This is a genomic window from Acinetobacter sp. UBA2063 (genome assembly GCF_002333245.1).
Lineage (GTDB): Bacteria > Pseudomonadota > Gammaproteobacteria > Pseudomonadales > Moraxellaceae > Acinetobacter > Acinetobacter parvus.
Map to the genome: position 1 here is coordinate 1 of NZ_DDAH01000114.1, position 2,891 is coordinate 2,891.

Annotated in this window: 3 protein-coding genes and 1 pseudogene; 2 read left to right on the forward strand and 2 right to left on the reverse strand. The window is 42.7% G+C overall.

The window, feature by feature from the left end; genetic code table 11:
- Positions 1–157: 157 nt before the first annotated feature.
- Together hemF and aroE are read left to right on the forward strand one after the other, a co-directional pair.
- Entirely contained in the window at positions 158–1,099 is a 942-nt protein-coding gene (hemF, locus tag B4H32_RS04975) for an oxygen-dependent coproporphyrinogen oxidase (protein WP_004683308.1), read from the forward strand.
- Between the two features lie 140 nt (positions 1,100–1,239).
- Positions 1,240–2,028 (forward strand): shikimate dehydrogenase, encoded by a 789-nt coding sequence (gene aroE, locus B4H32_RS04980; protein WP_004683310.1) that lies wholly within the window; start codon positions 1,240–1,242, stop codon positions 2,026–2,028.
- Positions 2,029–2,092: 64 nt separating this feature from the next.
- On the opposite strand, the gene B4H32_RS04985 is transcribed toward aroE, so the two are convergent.
- Together B4H32_RS04985 and B4H32_RS04990 are read right to left on the reverse strand one after the other, a co-directional pair.
- Positions 2,093–2,410: a hypothetical protein gene (locus B4H32_RS04985; protein ID WP_004678652.1), complete on the reverse strand. Its 318-nt coding sequence runs from the start codon at positions 2,408–2,410 to the stop codon at positions 2,093–2,095.
- Between the two features lie 23 nt (positions 2,411–2,433).
- A pseudogene (locus B4H32_RS04990) lies at positions 2,434–2,886 on the reverse strand (hypothetical protein); the annotation flags it as partial.
- Positions 2,887–2,891: the final 5 nt, after the last annotated feature.

Below are 2,891 nucleotides of genomic sequence, written 5' to 3' on the forward strand. Positions count from 1 at the left end.
AGGTATTATCGGTGCATTCATCTACACAAAGAAACGTAATCAGGTAATCACCGAATTAAAAGCTGCTGTTGAAAAAGAAATGATTTAAATTCCTTACTTTTTTTATGGATTTATGTTTTGATGTAGCTAATTCCCAGATCACCTCAAGAGGATCATCATGCAGCATCCAACTTCAGCTGATATTCACCGTGTTCGTGAGTTTTTACTCGACCTACAGGCACGGATTTGTGCAGGATTAGAACAACAGGAACGTGCAGGCGGTGGCACCGCTGAGTTTATCATTGATGATTGGCAACGAACCGAAGGCGGTGGTGGTCGTTCCCGTGTTCTGCAAAATGGTGAAGTGATTGAAAAAGGTGGGGTCATGTTTTCCCACATCAATATCAGCAAGCTGCCTGCTTCCGCAACTGAACGCCATCCGCAGATTGCGGGCGCAAAGGCTCAGGCTTTGGGTGTGTCACTGGTCATTCATCCAAAAAATCCAAATATTCCAACCTCCCATGCCAATGTCCGTTTATTTGTGGCTGAACCTGAGGGACAGGACCCAGTGTGGTGGTTTGGCGGTGGTTTTGACTTAACCCCGTTCTATCCAGATGATCAGGATATTTTAGACTGGCATCAAACTGCCTATGACTTATGTCAGCCATTTGGTGAAAATGTTTATGCCGAGCATAAACAATGGTGTGATGATTATTTCTATTTAAAACACCGTGATGAACAGCGTGGCGTGGGTGGTTTGTTCTTTGATGATCTCAATCAATGGGATTTTGAAACCTGTTTTCAATATATGCAGGCTGTTGGTAATGGTTATTTAGCAGCAATCCTGCCAATTTTTGAAAAGCATCGTGAGCAGCCATATACCGAAGCTCAGCGCGAGTTCCAGTTGTATCGTCGTGGTCGTTATGTTGAATACAATCTGGTTTATGATCGTGGCACCTTGTTTGGTTTACAAACAGGTGGACGAATTGAATCGATCTTGGTCAGTTTACCTAATCTTGCAGGCTGGTCGTATCGTCCTGAATGGGATGAAAACTCACCTGAAAAACGTCTCACTGATTATTATTTAAAACCAAGAGACTGGTTGGGTTTAGAGAAGTAAAAATAAAAAGTCAAAATTCAAAAAAGGATTTTGACTAATACCGTATTTTATGAGAGATGTTAATCAGCCATGATTCGCTCTTGTCGGCTAAATCACACCTTTATACACTGCCTTTATTTTCTTTATTTTAGATTTTAATCATGACCAAACAATTTGCTGTCATTGGAAATCCAATTGAACAATCCCGCTCACCAGAATTGCATCATGCTTTTGCAGCAAAAACAGGAGTTGATTTAAACTATAAAAAAATTCTTGCACCACTGGATGGCTTTGAAAAAACCACCAAAGACTTCTTTGTTCAAGGTGGTGTGGGTATGAATGTGACTGTTCCTTTTAAAGAGCAGGCCTTTGCCTTATGTGATCAACTGACTGAACGCGCCAAGATTGCCAAAGCCGTGAATACCTTGTGGATGCAGGATGGCAAACTGTTTGGAGATAATACCGATGGTCAGGGTTTAGTTGCCGCCATTCAGGCTCTGGGCTGGAATCTTGCAAACAGCCGTATCCTGATTTTAGGGGCTGGCGGTGCGACCCGTGGTGTGATCTATCCACTGATGCAGGCAGGTGCAAAACAAATCGTGATTGCCAACCGTACCCTCGCCCGTGCGGAACAACTGGTTGACGATTTAAAAACGGCTGTCCCTGAAACTGAATTACAAACAATTGCTTTAGATCAGCTTTCAGGTGAATTTGATTTTGTGATTAATGCAACATCAGCAAGTTTAACTGGCGATGTGTTGCAACTTCCTGAAACACTGGTTTTCCATCACGCCTATGAAATGGCCTATGGCAAATCCTCCAGCTTTCTGGATCAGGCTCAGGCACGTCAGGTTCCATCCACCGATGGCTTTGGCATGTTGGTTGGACAGGCGATCGAAGCCTTTTCAATCTGGAATGGGGTCAAACCTGAACTCAAGGATTTTTTATAGTCGCTCAGTAAAATTCGGCAAAAAAGAACCTACGCAATCAGCAGGTTCTTTTTTTGGCACTCAATTATTTGCTGCTCAGCATTTTCTGGTAAACATCCTTAAAGATTTCATAATCAATAAATTCATTATGTTCAGCCTTTAAGTTCTTGATTGACTTCTCAGACAGCTTGTTTTGACGTGCATCCACATAAACCTGTCCCAAAATATTGGCTGTCTGTTCCAGCACGTTTTTTTCCTCAGGATATGCGCCATTTTCACGTTCAAACTGGATTTGATACTGTTTGGCAAAAATCTGCTGTGGCTGTTTATATTGCGCCTTTAATTTTTTCAGGGCCTGACGATCCTGATCACCACGCATGGCATCGTTGACAATACGGCCCACTGCCCGCCCCAGCTTGTCGTCAAAAGGTTGAATGATCCCATTTTCTGTCGGTAATGCACTGAACCCTCATATTCAAACTGCATGTCATTCAGAACATTGGCCATGACACGGGTAAACTTGTCCGCCTTGCTGCCGCCAAACTGTTTTGGCTGTTGGGCAAGGGTTTCATATCAAGCCTGCTTCTGTGCGGTGTTCAGGTTGACTTTCTGGTCGCGCAGATATTGATCAACCTTTTGCTTCACATTGGCATCCAGAGCCGCCTTGTCATCTTTGCTTACGCTTTTATTTTGGTCCAGATCAACATGGACATTAAATTTTCCACGGTAGTCATAGCTGGGATATTCATACCTCGCATTGATGCTGTTAATGGCTTTCTGTTCAAGGTTTGCAGTAGCAAAATTGGTTTTAATGACATGCTGAGAACATGCAGAAAGACTAAACCCCAATACACATAAAGTTAAATATTTTAAACGCATAGTTT

Coding starts and splice junctions, on each gene's coding strand:
- hemF (WP_004683308.1), top strand. CDS start 158: ATGCAGCATCCAACTTCAGCTGATATTCACCGTGTTCGTGAGTTTTTA.
- aroE (WP_004683310.1), top strand. CDS start 1,240: ATGACCAAACAATTTGCTGTCATTGGAAATCCAATTGAACAATCCCGC.